The sequence below is a fragment of the Thioclava sp. UBA3469 genome, assembly GCF_002378135.1.
Classification (GTDB): domain Bacteria; phylum Pseudomonadota; class Alphaproteobacteria; order Rhodobacterales; family Rhodobacteraceae; genus Thioclava; species Thioclava sediminum.
Genome location: NZ_DFRG01000159.1, coordinates 1 through 4,132, shown reverse-complemented (window position 1 = coordinate 4,132; position 4,132 = coordinate 1). Strand labels below are relative to the sequence as shown.

Sequence of the window (4,132 nt, the reverse complement as noted above, 5' to 3'; positions counted from 1 at the left end):
CCATCACGTCGACGCCCCAATCGTCCATCCGGAACTCGTCGCATCCCAGAGAGGCGATGCAATCGACCATCAAGAGCGCTGGGTGGCCCGCCGCGTCGATCGCCGCGCGGATCGCCGCCACGTCATTGACCACCGAGGTCGCGGTATCGACATGGGTGAGCAGCACGGCCTTGATCTCGTGGGGCTTGTCGGCCCGCAGCGCCTCTTCGACCTTTGCAGGATCGGCGGGGGCCTTGATGCCGAATTCCAGCCGCTGAACGTCCACGCCCATCGTGGCCGCGTTGCGCGCCCAGATATTGCCGAAGCGCCCGGTCACGAGGCTCAGCGCCTTGTCGCCGCGCGAGAACACGTTGGAGATCGACGCCTCCCAAGCGCCGTGCCCGTTGGCGATATAGATCGCGACATGGGACGAGGACATCGCCACCCGACGCAGGTTCGCCGCGACCCGCGCCGCGATCTCCTCGATCTCGCCTTCGTAGATATTGGGCGCGGGACGATGCATCGCGGCCAGAACACGGTCAGGCATCGTCGAGGGGCCGGGAATGGCGAGGTAGGGGCGACCTTGGGCAAGGCTCATCGGGTATCTCCGTCTGGCACAACGGACAATCGGTAATCCCGCCCGCCCGCCGCGTCAATCTCGCGCCCGGCTTGCACGCGCCCCCTGTCTCGCGGTAATTCACGGGCTTAACCGCGTGCCGAATGGCACGCCTATCGCATGGTGCCTCGTGGCCAAGACTGCAAATCCTTACACGTCGAAACACCTCGCGGGCCGTATGTGGCGCGATTATCTGCTCAAGCACTGGCCGATGATCGGTGTGTCGATGGTCCTTCTGATGATCGAAGGCTCGACGCTGGGCGCGCTGAGCTGGATGCTCAAGCCGCTCTTCGACAAGGTCTTCGTGCAAGGCGAAAGCGATCTGATCTGGTGGGTCGGCGCCGCGATCTTCGGGCTGTTCCTGATCCGCGCCGTGACCTCGGTGGCCTCGCGCACGGTGATGACGAGCGTCTCGCTGCGCACCTCTAGCGATATGCAGATCGACCTGTTCCGGCACATGCTGCGGCTCGACCAGCATTTCTATCAGGCCAATCCGCCCGGCGCGCTGATCGAACGGGTGCAGGGCGACACCTCCGCCGTGCAGAACGTGTGGAAGATCTTCATCTCCAGCACCGGGCGCGACGCGGTCTCGCTGATTTCGCTGTTCGGCGTCGCGGTCGCCATCGATCCCGGCTGGACGCTGGGCGCGGTGATCGGCGCGCCGCTTCTGATCCTGCCGGTCGCGATGGCGCAGCGCTATATCCGGCGCAAGACGCGGCAGATGCGCGAAAGCTCTTCCGAACGCGCGACGCGGCTCGACGAGGTCTTCCACGGCATCGCCGCCGTGAAGCTCAACGGGATCGAGGAGTATCAGGCGGGGCGTTTCTCCCGTCTGGTGAACGAGGTCCGCATCGCCCAGATCAAGACCACCTTCATCTCGGGTCTGGTGCCCGCGATGATCGACATCATCACCGGGCTGGGCTTCTTCGTGGTGCTGATCCTCGGCGGCCAGCAGATTCTGGCGGGCGAGCGCTCCGTCGGCGATTTCATGTCCTTCTTCACCGCGATGGCGCTGGCCTTCCAGCCACTGCGCCGTCTCGCGAATTCCGCGGGCGCATGGCAGACGGCAGCGGCGAGCCTCGAGCGGATCTATCGCCTGTTCGACACGCAACCCGCGATCACCTCGCCCGCGCAGCCTGCCGCCCTGCCCGAAACCACCCGGATCGAGTTCGACGACGTGCATCTGCATTACGGCGACAAGCACGTTCTGCGCGGCCTCAGCTTCGTTGCCGAACCCGGCCAGACCACCGCGCTTGTCGGCCCCTCGGGCGCGGGCAAGACCACCGTGTTCAACCTGCTGACCCGGCTCGTCGATCCCGATAGCGGGAGCATCAAGCTGGGCGGCACGCCGCTGAACGCTCTCGGCCTTGCCGAACTGCGTCAGCATTTCTCGACCGTGTCGCAGGATTCCGCGCTGTTCGACGAGACGATCCGCGAAAATGTCCTGCTCGGGCAGCAAGAGATCGATCCCGATCATATCCAGACCGCGCTCGAAGCGGCCCATGTGACGGAATTCACCGACCTTCTGCAGAACGGCATCAATACCGGCGCAGGCCCGCGTGGCTCGGCGCTCTCGGGCGGGCAACGCCAGAGGGTAGCCATCGCGCGCGCCGTGCTGCGCGACGCGCCGATCCTGCTGCTCGACGAGGCGACCTCCGCCCTCGACACCGTGTCCGAGGCCAAGGTAGCGCAGGCGCTGGCGGACCTGAGCCAGGGCCGCACGACGCTGGTCATCGCCCACCGCCTGTCGACCGTGCGCAACGCCGACAAGATCGTGGTGGTGGTCGAGGGTCAGGTCGTCGAACAGGGCACGCATGACGAGCTGCTGGCCAAGGACGGGCCCTATGCAGGGCTGTGCCGGATGCAGCTTCTCGATTGAGTTGGCATTCCCGCCCCGGCTGCCTACAAGGGCGGGGAAAGGAGACCTCTATGGCCGAGCGCATTCTCTACGAGATCACCGGTACGGATCGCGAGCACTTCCTGCAAGGGCTGGTGACGAACGACGTGAGCCACGTAAAAGACGGGCTGGTCTATACCGCCCTGCTGACGCCGCAGGGCAAATACCTTGCCGATTTCTTCCTACTCGCGCGGGGCGAGGCGATCGTGCTCGATATCGACGCCAGCATCGCCGAGGCGACCATCAAGCGGCTGGGCATCTACAAGCTGCGGGCCGATGTCGCGATCGCCCCCTCCGATCTGAAGGTCTATCGCGGCACCGGGCCCGCGCCCGAGGGCGCGCTGGCCGATCCGCGCCATCCCGACATGGGCTGGCGGCTCTACGGGGACAAAGCGGGCGATGACGGCACCGATTGGGACGCGATCCGCGTTGCGCATTGCATCCCTCAGACCGGTATCGAGCTGACCCCCGACACGTTCATCCTCGAGGCCGGGTTCGATCGGCTGGACGGCGTCGATTTCCGCAAAGGTTGCTATGTCGGCCAGGAAGTCACCGCGCGGATGAAGCACAAGACCGAGCTGCGCAAAGGCTTCGTCACGGTCGATGTCAAAGGCGCTGCCGAGCCGGGAACCGAGATCACTTCCGACGGGCGCAGCGTCGGGCGTCTTTTCACCCGTTCGGGCGATCGCGCGATCGCCTATCTGCGCCTCGGACGCGCATCGGGCGAGATGTCGGCGGGTGACGCGGTGGTCACTTATTTATGACCAGCGAGGATCAAATGTTTCGGAAAGCGCAAGCCCCATCCATGCGTTTTACGGAACATCGTGACGCAGAGGAAACGACCGCAAGAAATCCTTCGTAATACGAACGAATTCGCGCAATCTGAAGACCATCAATAGAGCGCAATTTCAATCACTTAGGAGACCATCTAGGCCTTTGTGCGTTCGCGCTTCGCAAATAGCCGGCCTTGAATTCCAGCGGCACACGCTTATTTCGCGTGCATTGCGATCCCTTGTGAGGGGCCTAGCTTTTGGTGAGCGGCAAAGGTGATATGCGCCAGACGCATACCTGCCATGTGACCCAAGGCATATCGAATCGGGGGCCGAACGGCCTAGATGGCCCTCACGCCAGGAAACGCAAGAGCAATAACAAAGGACGGAAGAATGCGCGATTTCGTTGACGGCTCGGCCTTCAATTACGAGCAGGGCCAACGAGCCCGCAAACTGTTCGCCGCTGTGGTTCTCGCGGCGCTGGATGATGCGATTGCAGACGACAAGAAATACGGCAACGGTCCCGAGCAGATCGCCCGCTGGGCACGCTCGCGCGATGGTCGTGAAGTTCTGTCCTGCGCCGGCATCGATCCGAACGAGCGCGTCGTCCGGGGTTTGATGGAATTCGTCGGCAAAGGTGTCCGCACGTCGGTCGCTCTGTCGCGCGAAGAAAGCGAACGCCGCCTCGCCGCGATTTCGGACGAGCACGAGGCCGAAGCCGCCTGATCCTGTCAGGCGCCACGGCGACAGTTGGATACACAAAACGGCGCGCCCCACAGGGCGCGCCGTTTTGAATTTCTTGGGTGTGTTTTTCTCAGCGATCTAAAGAGACGCCTTGCGTGCCTCGTCGGTGGCAAGAGTTTCCCGGTC

4 protein-coding genes are annotated in these 4,132 nt (G+C 63.9%); 3 read left to right on the top strand and 1 reads right to left on the bottom strand.

The window, feature by feature from the left end:
* The coding region (locus B3D39_RS12240) for a pyridoxal-phosphate-dependent aminotransferase family protein (RefSeq protein ID WP_286789734.1) at positions 1-577 on the bottom strand (577 nt) is incomplete at its 3' end.
* 196 nt (positions 578-773) lie between these two features.
* Here B3D39_RS12240 and B3D39_RS12235 point away from each other — a divergent pair.
* From B3D39_RS12235 to B3D39_RS12225, 3 genes are all read left to right on the top strand, one after another.
* Positions 774-2,474, top strand: a complete 1,701-nt coding sequence (locus B3D39_RS12235; RefSeq protein ID WP_274961562.1) for an ABC transporter ATP-binding protein — start codon at positions 774-776, stop codon at positions 2,472-2,474.
* A gap of 50 nt (positions 2,475-2,524) precedes the next feature.
* Positions 2,525-3,256 (top strand): YgfZ/GcvT domain-containing protein, encoded by a 732-nt coding sequence (locus B3D39_RS12230; RefSeq protein WP_274961553.1) that lies wholly within the window; start codon positions 2,525-2,527, stop codon positions 3,254-3,256.
* A gap of 399 nt (positions 3,257-3,655) precedes the next feature.
* Positions 3,656-3,988 carry a DUF6280 family protein gene (locus B3D39_RS12225; protein ID WP_075773874.1) on the top strand — a complete coding sequence of 111 codons (333 nt, stop codon included), beginning with the start codon at positions 3,656-3,658 and terminating at the stop codon, positions 3,986-3,988.
* Positions 3,989-4,132 lie beyond the last annotated feature (144 nt).